Annotated in this window: 16 protein-coding genes; 11 read left to right on the forward strand and 5 right to left on the reverse strand. The window is 71.9% G+C overall.

Annotated elements, in window-relative coordinates; translation table 11 throughout:
* Positions 1–117: 117 nt before the first annotated feature.
* On the reverse strand, positions 118–750 hold the full coding sequence (locus tag AB0I54_RS40215; protein ID WP_363301285.1) for a TetR family transcriptional regulator: 633 nt from the start codon (positions 748–750) through the stop codon (positions 118–120).
* A gap of 121 nt (positions 751–871) precedes the next feature.
* Between AB0I54_RS40215 and AB0I54_RS40220 the strand changes: the two genes are divergently transcribed.
* From AB0I54_RS40220 to AB0I54_RS40230, 3 genes are all read left to right on the forward strand, one after another.
* Positions 872–1,039 (forward strand): hypothetical protein, encoded by a 168-nt coding sequence (locus AB0I54_RS40220; protein WP_363301286.1) that lies wholly within the window; start codon positions 872–874, stop codon positions 1,037–1,039.
* 32 nt (positions 1,040–1,071) lie between these two features.
* The gene (locus AB0I54_RS40225) at positions 1,072–1,350 is read left to right on the forward strand and encodes a DUF4190 domain-containing protein (protein ID WP_363301287.1); all 279 of its coding nucleotides are present in this window, start codon (positions 1,072–1,074) and stop codon (positions 1,348–1,350) included.
* Between the two features lie 119 nt (positions 1,351–1,469).
* Positions 1,470–2,633, forward strand: coding sequence for a cysteine desulfurase family protein (locus AB0I54_RS40230; protein ID WP_363301288.1), 1,164 nt, complete (start codon positions 1,470–1,472; stop codon positions 2,631–2,633).
* Positions 2,634–2,857: 224 nt separating this feature from the next.
* On the opposite strand, the gene AB0I54_RS40235 is transcribed toward AB0I54_RS40230, so the two are convergent.
* Together AB0I54_RS40235 and AB0I54_RS40240 are read right to left on the reverse strand one after the other, a co-directional pair.
* Positions 2,858–4,399, reverse strand: coding sequence for a multicopper oxidase domain-containing protein (locus AB0I54_RS40235; RefSeq protein ID WP_363301289.1), 1,542 nt, complete (start codon positions 4,397–4,399; stop codon positions 2,858–2,860).
* A 223-nt stretch (positions 4,400–4,622) separates the two neighbouring features.
* Positions 4,623–5,282, reverse strand: a complete 660-nt coding sequence (locus tag AB0I54_RS40240; RefSeq protein ID WP_363301290.1) for an N-acetylmuramoyl-L-alanine amidase — start codon at positions 5,280–5,282, stop codon at positions 4,623–4,625.
* Between the two features lie 60 nt (positions 5,283–5,342).
* Here AB0I54_RS40240 and mnmA point away from each other — a divergent pair, with 60 nt between their 5' ends.
* The gene (mnmA, locus tag AB0I54_RS40245) at positions 5,343–6,473 is read left to right on the forward strand and encodes a tRNA 2-thiouridine(34) synthase MnmA (protein ID WP_363301291.1); all 1,131 of its coding nucleotides are present in this window, start codon (positions 5,343–5,345) and stop codon (positions 6,471–6,473) included.
* Here the strand turns inward: mnmA and AB0I54_RS40250 are convergent.
* Together AB0I54_RS40250 and AB0I54_RS40255 are read right to left on the reverse strand one after the other, a co-directional pair.
* The gene (locus AB0I54_RS40250) at positions 6,470–7,252 is read right to left on the reverse strand and encodes an alpha/beta fold hydrolase (protein WP_363301292.1); all 783 of its coding nucleotides are present in this window, start codon (positions 7,250–7,252) and stop codon (positions 6,470–6,472) included. The two genes, mnmA and AB0I54_RS40250, sit on opposite strands and share 4 nt — an antisense overlap.
* A 37-nt stretch (positions 7,253–7,289) precedes the next feature.
* The gene (locus AB0I54_RS40255) at positions 7,290–7,637 is read right to left on the reverse strand and encodes a DUF427 domain-containing protein (protein WP_363301293.1); all 348 of its coding nucleotides are present in this window, start codon (positions 7,635–7,637) and stop codon (positions 7,290–7,292) included.
* A gap of 50 nt (positions 7,638–7,687) precedes the next feature.
* Between AB0I54_RS40255 and AB0I54_RS40260 the strand changes: the two genes are divergently transcribed.
* From AB0I54_RS40260 to AB0I54_RS40290, 7 genes are all read left to right on the forward strand, one after another.
* A complete protein-coding gene (locus tag AB0I54_RS40260) occupies positions 7,688–8,227 on the forward strand; it encodes a TIGR00730 family Rossman fold protein (protein ID WP_363301294.1) in 540 nt (179 codons plus the stop codon).
* A 7-nt stretch (positions 8,228–8,234) separates the two neighbouring features.
* The gene (locus AB0I54_RS40265; protein WP_363301296.1) at positions 8,235–8,933 is read left to right on the forward strand and encodes an SDR family oxidoreductase; all 699 of its coding nucleotides are present in this window, start codon (positions 8,235–8,237) and stop codon (positions 8,931–8,933) included.
* Positions 8,934–8,958: 25 nt separating this feature from the next.
* Complete coding sequence (locus AB0I54_RS40270; protein ID WP_363301297.1) at positions 8,959–9,336, forward strand: hypothetical protein; 378 nt, start codon at positions 8,959–8,961, stop codon at positions 9,334–9,336.
* A gap of 33 nt (positions 9,337–9,369) precedes the next feature.
* Complete coding sequence (locus tag AB0I54_RS40275) at positions 9,370–10,377, forward strand: methionine synthase (RefSeq protein WP_363301298.1); 1,008 nt, start codon at positions 9,370–9,372, stop codon at positions 10,375–10,377.
* A gap of 15 nt (positions 10,378–10,392) precedes the next feature.
* Positions 10,393–12,588, forward strand: a complete 2,196-nt coding sequence (ligA, locus tag AB0I54_RS40280) for an NAD-dependent DNA ligase LigA (RefSeq protein ID WP_363301299.1) — start codon at positions 10,393–10,395, stop codon at positions 12,586–12,588.
* Positions 12,589–12,847: 259 nt separating this feature from the next.
* Positions 12,848–15,124 carry a bifunctional diguanylate cyclase/phosphodiesterase gene (locus tag AB0I54_RS40285; RefSeq protein WP_363301300.1) on the forward strand — a complete coding sequence of 759 codons (2,277 nt, stop codon included), beginning with the start codon at positions 12,848–12,850 and terminating at the stop codon, positions 15,122–15,124.
* A 91-nt stretch (positions 15,125–15,215) separates the two neighbouring features.
* Positions 15,216–15,722: a cupin domain-containing protein gene (locus AB0I54_RS40290; RefSeq protein ID WP_363301348.1), complete on the forward strand. Its 507-nt coding sequence runs from the start codon at positions 15,216–15,218 to the stop codon at positions 15,720–15,722.
* Positions 15,723–15,777 lie beyond the last annotated feature (55 nt).

Raw genomic sequence — 15,777 nt, forward strand, 5'->3', positions numbered from 1 at the left:
GGGGGGGGGCCCCCGCGGCCTGCGGCCCGGCCCCCCCGGGGGCTGCTCGTGGTGGGTCCCGGGGGGGGGGGCGGCGCGGGCCCCCCCCCCCCCCCGCCCCTGTGTGCCGTGCCGGGGTCAGTCCAGCCAGTGCCGCCGGCCGAGGCTGACCAGCCGCAGCTGACGGGCCGCGACCTGGGCGACGCGCTCCCGCTCCTCCTGTGAGGCCGAGGTCTCCAGGGCCTCCAGGAACAGGGAGGCCGTGATGAGCATCTGGTCGACGTAGAGGTGCGCGAGCATCAGCAGGTCGTCCTCGTTCCAGCCGACCGCCTCCGGGTCCTTGGCCAGCTCGGTCCGCACCTCCTCGGCGAACCTGGTCAGCTGGGCCCGGATGGCCTCCCGCACCGGCTGGACGCCGCCGTGCCGCTCGCGGGCGATGAAGCGGACGTGGGCGGGGTGCGTCTCCACATGGCGGGCGATCAGACGGATGGCCCGGATGATGCGCTCGTCGCTGTCGCCGGCCGTGGACACCGTGGTCCGCACCATCGGATGCAGACTGCCCAGCGCCTCGTCGACGAGGGCCACGCCGAGGTCCGCGGTGGAGCGGAAGTGCCGGTAGAAGGCGGTCGGGGCGACGCCGACGGCCCGGGTGACCTCGCGCAGGCCCAGGCTGCTCAGGCTCTGTTCCTCCAGCAGGCCCAACGCGGCGTCCAGGAGCGCCTGCCGGGTCTTCTGTTTCTGGGCCTGCCGGATGCCGAGGGTGTGACTCATGTCATCCAGTTAACAACTGTTCTCCGGAATTGAAAAGCCGTAGGAGGCGCTAGACTCAAAGTCAGTGAACAACTGTTACTACAACCGTTCACCGAAATTTCATGGAGGGGGATCGAATCCCATGCTGTTCCTTGTCGCCGCGCTCATGCTGCTCGGTGTCGTGCTGGGCACCGTGGCCCACGCGCCGCTGACCGTCAGCCTCGCCGTGGCCGCCGGTATCGCCGTCTGGCTCGGCATCTTCGCGCTCCGCGAGCGCCACGGCCGCCGTCGTCACTCATCGGCCAACTGACCGTCCGCACCGACCCACAGGAGCTGAGCATCATGCAACTCACCGCACCGGCCACGCCTCGCACCGACACCCGTTCGGGCACGCGCGACGCCGACGGCATGGCCGTGGCGTCCTTCATCCTGGGCCTCCTCGGCCTTCTCGTCCTCAACGTCTTCCTCGGCCCGATCGCCCTCGTGCTGGCGGGCGTCGCCCTGTGGCGCGGCACCGCCCGTCGCGGCCGTGCTTATCTCGGCCTCGCGCTGGGCGTCGCCGACCTGGCGGTCCTGGTGTTCGCCATGGAGGTGTCCAACACGGTTTCGTGGAGCCTGTGAGCCCGGAGAACGCGCCTTGACCAACGGCTGACGCCCCGAGGACGACGGGGCAAGGCCGCTGAAAACGTCCGGCCTGGCCGCCGGGCCGCTCCCAAGGGGCCCGTAGAATCGGGCTCACCATGGCTTACCTCGACCACGCCGCGACGACACCGATGCTCCCGGAGGCGGCAGAGGCACTGACCGCCGCGCTGAGCGTCACCGGCAACGCCTCCTCCCTCCACGCGTCCGGCCGCAAGGCCCGCCGTGCGGTCGAGGAGTCCCGCGAGACGCTCGCCGAAGCGCTCGGCGCCCGCCCCAGCGAGGTCGTCTTCACCTCCGGCGGCACCGAGGCCGACAACCTCGCGGTCAAGGGCCTGTACTGGTCCCGCCGTGACGCCGACCCCGTCAGAACCCGTGTCCTCGCCAGCCCCGTCGAACACCACGCGGTCCTCGACGCGGTCCACTGGCTCGGTGAACACGAGGGCGCCACCGTCGAGTACCTCCCCGTCGACACCTACGGCCGGGTGCACCCCGAGGCCCTGCGCGAGGCGATCGCCCGCAACCCCGACGACGTCGCCCTGGCGACGGTGATGTGGGCCAACAACGAGATCGGCACGATCATGCCGGTCCGTGAACTCGCCGACATCACCGCCGAGTTCGGCATCCCGCTGCACGCGGACGCGGTCCAGGCCGTCGGCCAGGTCGCCGTCGACTTCGCCGCCTCCGGCCTCGCCGCGATGACGGTCTCCGGCCACAAGATCGGTGGCCCGTACGGCATCGGCGCGCTCCTCCTCGGCCGTGAGTACACCCCCGTCCCCGTTCTGCACGGCGGCGGCCAGGAGCGCCATGTCCGCTCCGGCACCCTCGACGTCCCGGCGATCGCCGCGTTCGCGGTCGCCGCCCGGCTCGCCGCCGAGCAGCGCGAGTGGTTCGCCCGGGAGATCGGTGCCCTGCGGGACGACCTGATCGAGGCCGTCCGTACGGCGGTTCCGGACGCGATCCTCGGCGGCGACCCGGTGGACCGCCTCCCGGCCAACGCCCACTTCACCTTCCCGGGCTGCGAGGGCGACTCCCTGCTCCTGCTGCTGGACGCCCAGGGCATCGAGTGCTCCACCGGCTCCGCCTGCACCGCCGGCGTCGCCCAGCCCAGCCACGTCCTCCTCGCCACCGGCACCACCCCGGACCTGGCCCGCGGCACCCTCCGCTTCTCCCTCGGCCACACCTCCACGGAGGCGGACGTGGAGGCGGTGGCGAAGGCGATCGGCCCCGCGGTGGACCGGGCGCGCGCGGCCGGCCTGACCTAGCGCCCAGGGGCGCTCACCGTTTCGGTGCGCGCGCTTGCCGGGCCGCGGTCGCGTGCGGTCACTGCGGGCCGCACGCTGATCGTCGACATCGGGGCTTTCCCGGTCGCCTCGGCGATCGTCTTCGCCCGCTCCTTCCCGCGCCTGTGGCGCGATGCCGGTGGCGAAGGCGATCGGCCTCGCGGTCGAGCGTGCCCGGGCCGCGGGGCTCACCCGAAGGGCGGGAGTCAGCTCTCCGTCACCATCAGGGACGCCATCATGCCCTCCTCCTCGTGTTGCAGGAGATGGCAGTGGAGCATGTACATGTACGTGTCGTCGGCGAAGTCGGTGAACTCCATCGCGATCTCGATGGAGCCGCCGCCGACCACCTCGTAGGTGTCGTACCAGCCGAGTTCGACCCCGCTGGGATCCTCGCCGTTGACGGAGATCAGCTGGAACGGCACGTCATGCAGATGGAAGGAGTGCTCCAGCTGCGTGTTGTTCTTGACCGTCCAGATCTCCTTGGACCCGAGCGTCGTACTGATCATGGCCATGGAGGACATGCTGGTGCCCGCCGACCCGTTGATCAGCATGGTCGCGCCGCTCTGGCCGAGCGTGACCGTCCGGGCGGTGAAGTCGCTCGTGTCGTACCGGTCGATCGTCCGGAGCGTGCTCGGCAGGTCGTCCGGGGTGTCCGTGCCGCTCGCCGTGACGGTCAGGAAGTCGTACGTACCGCTGCCGCCGCGCACCCAGCCGGTCGTGATGACCGCCTGCAGGGTCACGTCGTCCGTGAGGTCCATGACCACCTCGGCGCGGGCGCCGGCCACCAGCCGCACGGACGTCACATCGGCGGCCTCGGCCAGACAGCCCTGGTCCGTGGCGATCTGGGTCATCGTGCCGCCGTCGCTGCGCTGGACGGTGATGATGTCCGACGGCGAGGCGTTCAGGATCCGGAAGCGGGTGCGGGTCTTCGTGGCCTCGAAGGTCAGCGTGGTGTCGTCGACGTTCGTGCCGTTGCACAGCACCGGGTAGACCAGACCGCTGCCGAGATAGCCGGTCAAGTCGTACTTGATGTCGCCCGAGGTGTCGGACGCCAGGCACTGGAGGATGATCGGGACGTCGTCCACGCCGTAGTCGCTGGGCAGCGCCGAGGACGTGTCCGTGTCGTCCTCGACGATGATCATCCCGGCCAGCCCGTGCACGGCCTGCTTGGCGGTGGTGCCGAGGGCGTGCGGGTGGTACCAGAGGGTCTTGGCCTCGTCCTTCACCTCGAAGGTGGGCGCCCAGGTCTCGCCGTCGGCGAAGGCGAGCTGCGGGCCGCCGTCCAGCTTGGCCGGGACATGGGCGCCGTGGAAGTGGACGGTGGTGTCCTCGCCGAGGCTGTTGGTGATGTTCAGCAGCACGGTGTCGCCGCTGGTCCACTTCATGGTCGGGCCCAGGAACGACTGGTTGTAGCCCATGGTGGAGCTGGTGACGCCGCTGACGACCTCGCCGGTGCCGGTCTTCGCCTCCAGGGTGAACGTGGTGGTGCCGCCCGAGGTGGTGCCCTCCAGGAGGTCCGGGATCGTGAGCGTGCCGGTCGCCGCGGACGCCTTGTCGCCGCCGTTGCCCAGAAGGCTGAACGTCGTGCCGGCCGCGCCGACCGCGGCCAGGCCCAGCCCGACCGTGCCGCCGAGGAACTTGCGCCGGTGCAGGCCCCTGCCGCGCCGGGGCCTGCTCTCCTTGGAGTGCTCGCGCTTGCCGCTGCTGTCCGTGCCCGTGCCGGTGCCGGGCTCTGTGGTGTCGGTCATGGCCGGGAATGCTCGACCTCGGCGCTGTGTGAAATCTGGGCCGAACCTGGGGGAGAGCCGGGCGGGCTGTGGAACCGCCGTGAGCGGTGATCTTGCTCAACTTCCTTGAAGGAAAGCCAAGTTGGCATGCCGCAGGTTGCGGCCGGGGTGGGGGACGCAACGGACACATGAGCCGAGGATCCCGCTCACAACAATGACCTGATGTGACGTGCGCCACACAGGCTCAGGCCCGCCGCACCAGCCCCAGATACCGGTCCCAGTCCCAGTGCCGCCCCGGATCCGTGTGGTCCGTCCCCGGGACCTCCACATGCCCGATGATGTGCTCCCGGTCCACCGGTATGCCGTACCGACGGCATATCGCGGCCGTCAGCCGCGCCGAGGACGCGTACATCGCGTCCGTGAAGGACGAGGCGTGCTCCACGAACCCCTCGTGCTCGATGCCGACGCTCCGCTCGTTGTACTCCCGGTTCCCCGCGTGGAACGCCACGTCCAGCTCGCGGATCAGCTGGGTGATCCGCCCGTCCGCCCGCACGATGTAGTGCGCCGCCGCCTTGTGCGCCGGGTCCTGGAAGACCTTCACCGCGGTCTTGTAGTCGCCCTGCGTGACATGGATGACCACCCGGTCGATCGGATAGTCGTCCGGCCGGTCCGCCCGCCGGTAGTTCGCCGGGGACGCGGCCACCCACCGCGCGCCCCGGAAGTCCACCGCGCCCTCGACCCGCGACTTCTCCACCCCCGGCAGCCGCCACCACAGATGGGACAGCTCGTCCCGGGCCAGCGCGGCGGTCCCCACGGCCGCCGCGACACCCCCGACGAGCAGGGCCCGCCGCCCCAGCCGCCGATCCGAGTCGCCGCTCGCCGTGTCCGCCCGTTTCTCCCCCACGAGATCGTCAACGGATACTCGCGGGCTCCGGTTCCCGCACCCCCGTACTCTGGAAGGGCTATGACTGACACCCCGCAGCCCACCCGTCCCCTCCGCGTCCTCGCCGCCATGTCGGGCGGCGTGGACTCCGCCGTCGCCGCCGCCCGCGCGGCCGAGGCGGGCCACGACGTGACCGGCGTCCACCTCGCGCTCTCCGCGAACCCGCAGTCGTTCCGCACCGGAGCGCGGGGCTGCTGCACCATCGAGGACTCCCGCGACGCCCGCCGCGCCGCCGACGTCATCGGCATCCCGTTCTACGTCTGGGACCTCGCCGACCGCTTCCGCGAGGACGTCGTCGAGGACTTCATCGCCGAGTACGAGGCCGGCCGCACGCCGAACCCGTGCCTGCGCTGCAACGAGAAGATCAAGTTCGCCGCGCTCCTGGACAAGGCGCTGGCCCTCGGCTTCGACGCCGTCTGCACCGGTCACTACGCCAAGGTGCTCGTGAACGAGGACGGCAGCCGCGAGCTGCACCGCGCCTCCGACATGGCCAAGGACCAGTCGTACGTGCTCGGTGTCCTGGACGAGCAGCAGCTCGCGCACGCGCTGTTCCCGCTGGGCGACACGGTGACGACCAAGGACGAGATCCGCGCCGAGGCCGAGCGCCGCGGCCTCGCGGTCGCCAAGAAGCCCGACTCGCACGACATCTGCTTCATCGCCGACGGCGACACCCAGGGCTTCCTCGCCTCCCGCCTCGGCAAGGCCGAGGGCGACATCGTCGACGAGTCCGGCGCCAAGGTGGGCACGCACGAGGGCGCGTTCGGCTTCACCATCGGCCAGCGCAAGGGCCTGCGGATCGGCACCCCGGCCGCCGACGGCAAGCCCCGCTACGTCCTCGACATCTCCCCGGTGAACAACACGGTGACCGTCGGCCCGGCCGCCGCGCTGGACGTCACCGCCCTGACGGCCATCAAGCCCCGCTGGTGCGGCGCGGCCCCGGCCGGTCCCGGCACCTACACCGCCCAGCTCCGGGCGCACGGCGGCGAGACCGAGGTGACGGCGGAGCCGGTCGACGGCGAGCTGCGGGTCACCTTCACCGAGCCGGTCCGCGGCGTCGCCCCCGGCCAGGCGATCGTGCTCTACGACGGCACGCGCGTGGTGGGCTCCGCGACGATCGCGACGACGGTCAGGGCCGCGGCCGCGTCGGTCTAGTCGGCGGCCAGGAACCCGGCCAGCACCGGCGCCAGGACGTCCGGGTCGACCATGTGGGTCTGGCCCTCCACGGTGCGGTACGTCCCCTCGGGGGCCGCTTGCGCCACCGCCCGCGCCGCCTCGCGCATCCAGGAAGGGCTCGCACCGCCCGCGAGCGCCAGCACGGGGACGCTGATCGCGGCGAGCCGCTCCCGGGGCACCAGACCGTCGCCCATCGCGGCGTCGTCGTACGCCAGCGTCGGGGCGATCGCCTCCATGTCGGCCCACATGGGGGACTGGCGGGCGCCCCGGATCATCTCCTCGGCCAGGCCCGTCAGCCGCAGGAAGTGCTCCACCGCGTCTCCCCTGTGGCCCCGCGCGAGCGCCTCGGTCAGGTTCCGGGTGTACGCCGCCCGCTCCTCGGCGCCGCCCTCGTAGACGGCGAACGGCGGCTCGTACACGGCCACCTGACGGACCGGCAGCCCGCTCGCCGCCGCCTCCAGCGCCAGCGCGCCGCCCGACGACATGCCGTAGAGCGCCGCGTCCCCGCCCACGGCCTCGATCAGCGCCGCCAGGTCCTCCACCTCGCGGGCGACCGCGTACGGCGCCGTGTCCCCGCTTGCGCCGCGCCCCCGCCGGTCGTAAGGGACGACCGTGAAGCGCTCGGCGAGCCGTGCGGCCAGCGGGGCCATCGTGGCGCCCGTGGACATCGCGCCGCTCACAAGGACGACCGCCGGACCCCGCCCGCTGCGCGCGTACGCGATCCGGGTGCCGTCGCGCGAAATGATCTGCTTGTCCATGCCTGAGGAGACTGCCACCGGGCACGCGACTAATCGGTCACGACACCTCCGCGCGTGTCTCCTCCTGGACCTCCACGTCGTAGAAGCACAGGTGGTCCTTGATCTGCGCGACCCCGTCCTTGGGCTCGGGATAGGACCATACGAGGTCGGGGGCGTCCGGCAGCGACCAGTAGGACGCCGTCCCCTTGAAGGGGCAGTGGGTGTGGGTTTCGGAGGGGGTCAGGAGGTCGAGGCGCACGTCCTCGGCCGGGATGTAGTAGCGCACGGGACAGCCGGTCTCGCGCAGCACCAGGGGGCGGCGGGTCTCCGCCAGCACCAGGTCCCCGCGCACCACGCGTACGTGCCGGTCGCCCTGCTCGATCGTGATCGTGTGTCCATCGCTCATACCGGAAAAGCGCTCGCGGGCCCCCGGTTCTTCCCGCCTAGGCTGACCCCATGCGTATCTGTGTCTTCCTCTCCGCCGCCGACCTCGACGACCGCTACACGCGCCCCGCGCGCGAGTTCGCGAAACTGATCGGCAAGGGGGGCCACACGCTGGTGTGGGGCGGCTCCGACGTCGGCCTGATGAAGGTCGTCGCCGACGGCGTCCAGGAGGCGGGCGGCAGGCTGCTCGGCGTCTCCGTCGAGTTCCTCGCGGCCAAGGCCCGGTCCGGCGCCCACGAGATGGTGATCGCCAAGGACCTCGCCGAGCGCAAGCGGCTGCTGCTGGAGCAGGCCGACGCGGTCGTGGTCTTGGTGGGCGGCACCGGGACACTCGACGAGGCCACCGAGATCCTGGAGCTGAAGAAGCACGGGCACACGGACAAGCCCGTCGTCCTGCTCAACACCGAGGGCTTCTACGACGGCCTGAAGGAGCAGTTCCGCAGGATGGAGGCCGAGGGCTTCCTGCCCCGCCCGCTCACCGACCTGGTGTTCTTCGCGGAGGAGCCCGTGGGCGTGCTGGCGTACCTGGAGGAGAGCCTGGGCGTGCGGTGATGCGAACATGGCGGACATGGCTACTCATGTGATCACCGGCGCGGGCTCCGGCATCGGCGCGGCCGTGGCCCGCCGTCTGCACGCGCGCGGGGACGAACTCGTGCTGCACGCGCGCGACGCGGGCCGGGCGAAGGAACTGGCCGCCGAGTACCCGGGGGCGCGCACCCTGGTCGGCGACCTCTCCGACCCCGACAAGCTCTCCTGGGCCTTCTCCCACCAGACGCTCCCCGACCGCGTGGACTCACTGCTGCACATCGCCGGGGTCGTCGACCTGGGCGACGTCGGGGACCTCACCCCCAAGTCCTGGCGCCACCAGCTCAACGTCAACCTGGTCGCCCCCGCCGAGCTGACCCGCCACTTCCTGCCCCAGCTGCGCGCCGCCCGTGGTCACGTGGTCTTCGTGAACTCCGGCGCGGGCCTGAACGCCCACGCAGGCTGGTCCGCGTACGCCGCCTCCAAGCACGGCCTGAAGGCCCTGGCCGACTCGCTGCGCCATGAGGAGCACGGCAACGGCGTCCGCGTCACCTCCGTCTACCCCGGCCGCACCGCCAGCCCCATGCAGGCCAAGGTCCACCAGCAGGAGGGCAAGGACTACGACGCCTCCCGCTGGATCGACCCCGAGTCGGTGGCGACGACGATCCTGCTGGCCATCGACCTCCCCAGGGACGCGGAGATCAACGACCTGACGGTCCGACCGGGTCAGTGACCCGGTGACCTCCGAAGGGGACGGCATGCGAGGAGGGGACGAGATCCGTGCCTGGCTGGAGAACGTCTGGGACCGTGCCGAGGCCGCGGTGCTCCTGCGCGGCGGGGACGACGCCGGGCCGCTCGCCCGGCGCACCGTCCTGGCCGAGATCTACGACGACGACACGCTCGCCGAGCTGCGCGCCCTGACCACGACCGGCGACTTCACGGGCGACATCTGCCGCTGCCACGGCAGCCTGACCGTCGCCCTGCTGGACGCCCACGGCGAGTTCATCGGCAGCGGCAGTCACCACGGTGGGACGGACATCGCCTGGGAGCGCGGGCGCTTCCGCAACAACCTCGCGGTCGCCGATCCGGACCGGTTGCTCGCCTTCCTGGAACGGCACGGGGTGCACCGGCATTGAAGCCACCCCCGGTGGGTTACGTAGGCTGCGTGGGTGAGCGATGACAGCCAGTTCAGGTTCGGTGCGGCCACCGGGGTCGGGTCCATGCCCGGTGATGACGCGCGGGAGGCCGCCAAGACCGTCACCGGGTCCTTCGAGGACTTCCCGTTCCTGCCCGAGCTGCCGGCCCGCGGCCCCGGCGCGGACATGATCGGCCGTACCGCCGGAATGCTCGTCGAGCTGTACGCGCGCGTGGAGCCCAGCGGCTGGCGGATCGGCGACCGGCCCGGCCGGGACACCAAGCGGGCCCGCTCCTGGCTGGGCGAGGACCTCGACGCGCTGGAGGAGTTCACCCAGGGGTACGAGGGCCCGCTGAAGGTGCAGGCCGTCGGCCCGTGGACGCTGGCCACCGCCGTCGAGCTGAAGAACGGCGAGGCCGCCCTCTCCGACCCCGGCGCCTGCCGCGACCTCGCCGCCTCCCTCGCCGAGGGCCTGCGCCTGCACCTCGCCGAGATGCAGCGCCGCGTCCCGGGCGCACAGCTCGTCCTGCAACTGGACGAGCCCTCCCTGACCGCCGTACTGCGCGGCCAGGTCAAGTCCGCCAGCGGCTACCGGACCCACCGGGCCGTGGACCGGCAGCTCGTCGAGGCCACCCTCCGCGACCTCGTCGCGGTGCACCGCACCGGCCCGGTCGTCGTCCACTCCTGCGCCCCGGACGTGCCCATCGCCCTGCTGCGCCGCACGGGCGCCGCCGCGGTCTCCCTCGACTTCTCGCTCCTAACCGAGCGTGACGACGAGGTCATCGGCGAGGCCGTGGAAGGCGGCACGCGACTGTTCGCCGGTGTCGTGCCCGGCACGGACGGCCCGTTGTCAGACCCTGCCGGTAGCGTCATGGGTGTCAGGACGCTGTGGCGCAGGCTGGGGCTGCATCCGGGGCTTCTCGCGGAGGCGGTCACCATCACCCCCTCGTGCGGTCTCGCGGGCGCTTCCCCCGCGTACGCACGCAAGGCTCTCGCCCATTGCGTCCGGGCGGCGAGATCCCTCGCGGACAACCCAGAGTAACGGGAGGACAACACGGTGGCCGGCGACAAGCAGCAAGCGGAGACGGCAGTGCCCGCCGAGGCACGGGAGCGGCACGCGCAGCTCGCCGAGCAGATCGAGGAGCACCGCTTCCGGTACTACGTGAAGGACGCTCCCGTCGTCAGCGACGCGGAGTTCGACCGACTCCTGCGCACCCTGGAGGCGTTGGAGCAGGAGTACCCCGAGCTGCGCACGCCCGACTCGCCGACCCAGAAGGTCGCGGGAGCGTACGAGACGGAGTTCACCTCCGTCGAGCACCGCGAGCGCATGCTCTCCCTGGACAACGCCTTCAACGACGACGAACTGGCCGCCTGGGCCGAGCGCGTAGCCAAGGACGTCGGCACCTCCGACTACCACTTCCTGTGCGAGCTCAAGGTCGACGGCCTCGCCGTCAACCTCACCTACGAGCAGGGCCGCCTCACGCGCGCGGCGACCCGCGGCGACGGCCGCACCGGCGAGGACATCACGCCCAACGTCCGTACGATCGCGGAGATCCCGGACCGGCTGACGGGTGACCGCGTCCCCGAAGTCGTGGAGATCCGCGGCGAGGTCTACTTCCCGATGGAGAAGTTCCTCGAACTCAACGAGCGCCTGGTCGCGGCCGGTGACAAGCCCTTCGCCAACCCGCGCAACGCGGCGGCCGGTTCACTGCGCCAGAAGGACCCGCGGGTCACCGCCTCCCGCCCGCTGCACATGGTCGTCCACGGCATCGGCGCGCTGGCGGGCTACGAGGGCCTCACCCGCCTCTCACAGGCCTACGACCTCCTCAAGACCTGGGGCCTGCCCACCTCCGCGCACAACAAGGTGGTCGACGACCTCGACGGCGTACGGGAGTTCATCGCGTACTACGGCGAGAACCGTCACTCCGTGGAGCACGAGATCGACGGAGTGGTCGTCAAGCTCGACGAGATCCGCCTCCAGGGCCGTCTCGGCTCGACCGCCCGCGCGCCGCGCTGGGCGATCGCGTACAAGTACGCGCCGGAGGAGGTCAACACCAAGCTGATCGACATCAAGGTCGGCGTCGGCCGCACCGGCCGCGTCACGCCGTACGCCCAGGTCGAGCCGGTCACGGTCGCGGGCTCCGAGGTCGAGTTCGCCACCCTGCACAACCAGGAGGTGGTCAAGGCCAAGGGCGTGCTCATCGGCGACACGGTCGTGATCCGCAAGGCCGGTGACGTGATCCCGGAGATCCTCGGCCCGGTCGTCGACCTGCGTGACGGCAGCGAGCGCGAGTTCGTGATGCCCGCCGAGTGCCCCGAGTGCGGTACGGCCCTGCGGCCCATGAAGGAGGGCGACATCGACCTCCGCTGCCCCAACGCCCGTACCTGCCCGGCCCAGTTGCGGGAGCGCGTCTCCTACCTCGCGGGCCGCGAGTGCCTGGACATCGAGCACTTCGGCGAGGTGGCGGCGGCCGCGCTCACCCGGCCGCTGGAGCCGGCCGACCCGCCGCTGGCCGACGAGGGCGACCTGTTCGACCTCACGGTGGACAAGCTGCTGCCCATCAAGGCGTACGTCCTCGACCCGGACAGCGGACTGCCCAAGCGGGACCCCAAGACGGGCGAGGAGAAGGTCGTCACGGTCTTCGCCAACCAGAAGGGCGAGCCGAAGAAGAACACCCTCGCGCTGCTGGCCAACATCGAGGCGGCCAAGGAGCGGCCGCTCGCCCGCTTCCTGAACGGGCTGTCGATCCGGCACGTCGGTCCGGTGGCGGCGCAGGCCCTCGCGCGCGAGTTCCGCTCCATCGACCGCATCGAGCAGGCGAGCGAGGAGGAGCTGGCGCGTATCGAGGGCGTCGGCTCGACCATCGCCGCGGCCCTCAGGGAGTGGTTCGCCGAGGACTGGCACCGCGAGATCGTCAGCAAGTGGAAGGCCGCTGGAGTCCCGCTGGAGGACGAGACGTCCGGCGAGGAGGAGGGCCCGCGTCCGCTGGAAGGGCTTACCGTCGTCGTCACCGGCACCCTGGAGAACCACACGCGCGACGGCGCCAAGGAAGCGCTGCAGAGCCGCGGAGCGAAGGTGACCGGTTCGGTGTCGAAGAAGACGTCTTTCGTCGTCGTGGGGGAGAACCCGGGATCGAAGTACGACAAGGCCATGCAGCTCAAGGTGCCGGTGCTCGACGAGGACGGCTTCGGCGTCCTGTTGGAGCAGGGGCCGCAGGCCGCGGCCGAAGTCGCCCTTCCGACCGGGGAGTAGCGGTTGAAGGCCACCCGATCGGTGCATATCAGATGCATACGGGTGGCCGGGGCGCATTCGGGCAACCGTAGACGACCGCTGCCCGTGGAAGCCTTCCGCGGCCTACTGTTGAGATGTGCGCCTGCCGTGCCCAGCTGCGGTCGGGGCATCCCCGTGCTCCTGATGAGCACGGGGAAGGGTTTTCCAACGCGGAGCCGTTGATGGTCGTCGGGCAGCGGACCGCGTGGCGTGGGCACCGCCGGCTGTGAGAGGGACGGGAATGGAACCGACCGAGAGCGCCGCCCCTGACTCACGGCTGCGCCTGCGCCTGAAGATGGGCGCATGGCGCGGGAGCCGGTGGCCGGGACGGGCCGCCGAGCGGGCGGGCGCGGCGGTCCGCGCCGCAGGACCGCATGTCGCGACGGACCCGCGCAGCCCCGCCCCCCTGGCCGCGCCGCTGGCCATCGAGGCCGCCCCGGCCCTGCCGGGCGCGGACCACGAACGCCGGCCGTCCTGGCCCGCGCTGCCCGCGGCCGTCGTCGCGGCCGCCGGGCTCGCGCTGGGCGTCGGCTTCCTGCGGGCGTTCACCGGCGGCCACGCCCTCTTCCCGTCCGGCACGGTCGGCTGGTCGCTGGCCGTGCTGACCGGCATCATCGTCGGCCATCTGGTCATGCTCGGCCGCTCCCGCTGGTGGGGCGGCACCGGCTCCGGCGCCGCCCTCACCCTCGCCGTACTCCTGCTCTACGGCTGGGTGCCCGCCGGCATGGTCAGCCTGACCGTCGTCGTCCTGGTCGGCATAGCCCGCCGCAACCGCTGGCGACAGGGCGTGCTGCAGGGCGCGGTGGACATCCTCGGCATCGGCGCCGGCGCCCTGGTGCTGGGCGCCTTCGGCCGCGTACCGACCGTCGAGTCGCACTGGAACCCCGACGACTGGACCGTCGCCACCGCCCCCGAGGTCGTCCTCGTCGCGGCCGCCTATCTCGCCGTCACCCGCGGTCTGCTGTGGTATCTGCACGCCCCGCGCGGCGGCGGACTGCCCACCGTCGCCCGGACGGCCCTGGTCAGACAGGGTCTGGTCGCGGTCGCGCTGCTCGGTATCGCCCCCCTGGTCTGTGTGGTCGCCGACGACCAGCCGGTCCTGCTCCCGCTGTTCTCCATCCCCCTCGTCGCCCTCGACTCCACCCTGTGGATAGCCCGGGCCCGGGCGGAGGAGCAGTTGCGCGACCCGCTGACCGGCCTGCCCAACCGGCAGTGGCTCCTGGAGCGGATCTGGACGGCCCTCGACGACGCCGAACGCATAGGCGCCCGGGCCGCCCTGATGCTCATCGACCTCGACCGCTTCCGCTCGGTCAACGACACCCTCGGCCATCTCGCCGGCGACCGGCTGCTGCTGCAGATCGCCGACCGGCTGCGGCTGGCACTGCCCCGCGGCGCGGAGGCCGCCCGGCTCGGCGGTGACGAGTTCGCCGTATTACTGCCCGTCGCCGACTCCACGACGTCGGCGACCCGGGTCGCGCGCGGCCTGGTGGCCGCCCTCAGCTCCCCGCTCGACCTCGACGGACTCACCCTCGTCCTGGAGGCCAGCGCGGGTGTCGCCGTCTTCCCCGACCACGCCCTGGACGCCGAGGGACTGCTGCGCCGGGCGGACGTGGCGATGTACCAGGCGAAGCGGGACCGCACGGGCGTCGAGGTGTACGAGTCCAAGCGGGACTCCAACACCCCGGACCGGCTCGGCCTGCTCGGCGATCTGCGCCGGGCCCTGGACGCGCACGAGGTCCAGCTGCACTACCAGCCCAAGGTCCGCTTCGACGGCCAGGTCGCCGGGCTGGAGGCACTGGTCCGCTGGGTGCACCCCGAGCGCGGCAAGGTGCCACCGGACGAGTTCATAGCGATCGCCGAGTCCTCGGGGCTGATGCCCCATCTGACGGAGTACGTGCTGGAGACGGCGCTCGGACAGGTCGCCCGGTGGCGTGCGCAGGGCCTGCGGGTGCCGGTCGCGGTCAACGTCTCCCCGCGTGACGTCCACACGCCCGGCTTCGCCGGCTCGGTGGCCGCGCGGCTCGCCCGGCACGGCGTTCCGGCGGGAGCGCTCCAACTGGAGATAACGGAGCACGTGCTGCTGGAGGACCCGCAGCGGGCCGCCGACACCCTCGCCGGGCTGACCGGGCACGGCGTGAAGATGTCCCTGGACGACTTCGGCACCGGCTACTCCTCGCTGGTGCATCTGCGCCGGCTGCCGGTCAGCGAACTGAAGATCGACCGGTCGTTCGTCGCCCGGCTGGCCGTGGACACGGAGGACGCGGAGATCGTGCGGTGCACGGTCGACCTGGCGCACTCCCTCGGGCTGCTGGTCGTCGCCGAGGGCGTCGAGGACGACGAGACCTGGGAGCGGCTGCGCGACCTGGGGTGCGACGCCGTACAGGGCTGGCTGGTCGCCGCGGCGATGCCGCCGGAGGAGACCACGGCGTGGCTGCGTGCCCGCGGCTCCCAGGGCTGGCAGCGTCCGAGGGCAGCCCTCCCGGCGGCCGCCGCGGACGACCCGGGGCTGATCGGCTAGCCCGGCAGGGGCTGTCCGGCACCGGCCGGCCGGTACGGGACCGGTACGGAATCCGGCACGGGACCCGTACAGAAAGACGATGCCACCAGCCATGTCCCTGATCGTTCCGACATTCGACGAGACCGTGGTCGTCCGGGAGGCGGAGGCCGAGGTCGTCGGCCGTGCGCCCACCACCGTCCGGCTGCTGGCCGACAGCGGCAGTACGGGTGGAGCCCTGTCCACCCAGCGCGTCACTCTCACCCAGGGCGCCGACGGCGCCTCCCCGCACCGCCACGACGGCTCGGCCGAGATGTTCTTCGTGCTCGACGGCGCCGCCGAACTGCTCTCCGCCGAGCAGATCGTCACCGCAGGGCCCGGGGACCTGGTCGTCGTCCCGCCCGGCAGGCCGCACGCCTTCGCCGCCGTCCCCGGCTGCGACGCCGACCTGCTCATCGTCATCACGCCGGGCGTCGAGCGCTTCGAGTACTTCCGCCACCTGCGGCGCGTCGCCCTCGGCGAGGACACCCCGGAGAGCCTTCTGGGGGTGCAGGACCTGTACGACAACCACTTCCTGCACAGCCCGGCCTGGGACGCCCAACGCCGAGGGCCGGAGCGCTGAGCAAACCGTTTAACGTTCACCGCACCCCGCCCCATAGGATTGGGCCCAAACCACA

It is taken from the genome of Streptomyces sp. NPDC050625 (assembly GCF_040654755.1).
In the GTDB taxonomy this organism is placed as follows: Bacteria; Actinomycetota; Actinomycetes; order Streptomycetales; family Streptomycetaceae; genus Streptomyces.

Bases quoted from the DNA above. Each gene is read 5' to 3' on its own strand.
- AB0I54_RS40235 (WP_363301289.1), bottom strand. From the start codon at position 4,399: ATGACCGACACCACAGAGCCCGGCACCGGCACGGGCACGGACAGCAGC.
- mnmA (WP_363301291.1), top strand. From the start codon at position 5,343: ATGACTGACACCCCGCAGCCCACCCGTCCCCTCCGCGTCCTCGCCGCC.
- AB0I54_RS40215 (WP_363301285.1), bottom strand. From the start codon at position 750: ATGAGTCACACCCTCGGCATCCGGCAGGCCCAGAAACAGAAGACCCGG.
- AB0I54_RS40225 (WP_363301287.1), top strand. From the start codon at position 1,072: ATGCAACTCACCGCACCGGCCACGCCTCGCACCGACACCCGTTCGGGC.
- AB0I54_RS40285 (WP_363301300.1), top strand. From the start codon at position 12,848: ATGGAACCGACCGAGAGCGCCGCCCCTGACTCACGGCTGCGCCTGCGC.
- AB0I54_RS40290 (WP_363301348.1), top strand. From the start codon at position 15,216: ATGTCCCTGATCGTTCCGACATTCGACGAGACCGTGGTCGTCCGGGAG.
- AB0I54_RS40260 (WP_363301294.1), top strand. From the start codon at position 7,688: ATGCGTATCTGTGTCTTCCTCTCCGCCGCCGACCTCGACGACCGCTAC.
- AB0I54_RS40230 (WP_363301288.1), top strand. From the start codon at position 1,470: ATGGCTTACCTCGACCACGCCGCGACGACACCGATGCTCCCGGAGGCG.
- AB0I54_RS40270 (WP_363301297.1), top strand. From the start codon at position 8,959: ATGCGAGGAGGGGACGAGATCCGTGCCTGGCTGGAGAACGTCTGGGAC.
- AB0I54_RS40250 (WP_363301292.1), bottom strand. From the start codon at position 7,252: ATGGACAAGCAGATCATTTCGCGCGACGGCACCCGGATCGCGTACGCG.
- AB0I54_RS40265 (WP_363301296.1), top strand. From the start codon at position 8,235: ATGGCGGACATGGCTACTCATGTGATCACCGGCGCGGGCTCCGGCATC.
- AB0I54_RS40220 (WP_363301286.1), top strand. From the start codon at position 872: ATGCTGTTCCTTGTCGCCGCGCTCATGCTGCTCGGTGTCGTGCTGGGC.
- AB0I54_RS40255 (WP_363301293.1), bottom strand. From the start codon at position 7,637: ATGAGCGATGGACACACGATCACGATCGAGCAGGGCGACCGGCACGTA.